Source organism: Butyrivibrio sp. AE2005 (assembly GCF_000686965.1).
In the GTDB taxonomy this organism is placed as follows: domain Bacteria; phylum Bacillota; class Clostridia; order Lachnospirales; family Lachnospiraceae; genus Butyrivibrio; species Butyrivibrio hungatei_A.
Map to the genome: position 1 here is coordinate 1 of NZ_JMMD01000048.1, position 1,184 is coordinate 1,184.

At 36.9% G+C, this 1,184-nt stretch carries 2 protein-coding genes; both read right to left on the bottom strand.

From position 1 onward, the window contains the following. Window positions 1-728: hypothetical protein (locus DL92_RS19590; RefSeq protein ID WP_197027269.1), on the bottom strand; the 728-nt coding region annotated here is incomplete at its 3' end. Between the two features lie 45 nt (window positions 729-773). Beyond that, window positions 774-1,184: ATP-binding protein (locus DL92_RS19595; RefSeq protein WP_034469441.1), on the bottom strand; the 411-nt coding region annotated here is incomplete at its 5' end.

Here is a 1,184-nt window from a genome sequence, read left to right on the forward strand (position 1 = left end):
TCAATATATGAATCTGTAATCTGCTTCATAGGCCCACTCAGGTTACCTATCATATCATTCATGGATGTGTTTTGTTCTCGGACCATTATGACATGCATAATAAGAATCATAAGTAATGCATAGGTAATATATGACAATGTTCTCATTCCGCTAACCACCATCTTTTCTTTAAGGATAGCGCTTTGTAATATTCCTCCAAAAAAACAATTTAAGAACAAAATAATATATTCCGGTATAGTCAGCTCAGTAAAATACACCTTTAGGATATTTGCTTTTTTGAGTGCCACTAATAGTAACAAGAACAGTAAGACAACTATTTCTGTTAAAGCTATAGCGAAATCACTCTCTATCCCTTTATAGCCCTCAATGTTACTCTTGACCACGAATAAATACTCAACATTCAGTGCCAAGCAGTCTATCATATTTTCATAAAACAGCACCATTACCAGAAATTTCGGATCAAATCCATATTTTGCCCACAAAAAGGGAATAATCCTAATTAAGTGTATAATCAGCATTATCCTGCTAATCAGAAGTATCTCTGATTTTAAAGCAAACCTATATAACAGCGAAATTGCTATATAGAAAATAATCCCAAACCAACTACCTATATTCCATTTTCTGCTACGATACGAAAAAAAGCGCTCAAAAATAATCCAAAAGCATGCAAAGACAGTAATCCCACGCAAAGCGCTTATTCCCAGAATAATCAAAATATTTTGAATCAAATCCCCCATCTCCCTGTATTTTGCATTTTTATTGGCACACCCCCATCACGCCATAAGCATGAGCGTCGCTCTGGCTGTAAATACACGGTTCTCACAACTGAGTTTCAGATTACCGCCATACTTCTTAGCCACACGCTCAATGTTTGAAATTCCAAAGCCGTGTGATTCCTTTTCTTCTTTGGTAGTTTCAATCCTGTTTTCTCTGATAACCACATCCTGTACACATGAATTCTTTACATAAAGAATCCAAATATTCTTCTTAAGTATCGACTGAATCTCAATCTTCTTCTCGCCTTCTACCTGCTTCGCAGCTTCTAAGGCATTGTCAACAAGGTTAGAAATCAGTATTACGAGGTTCACATCCTCAATCCTGTTCGCAGGGATGTTGCCTTCAACCGTCATAGTAATATCATTTTGTGCAGCGGTCTTTGCCTTGGATTCAAGAAGTGCATCCGC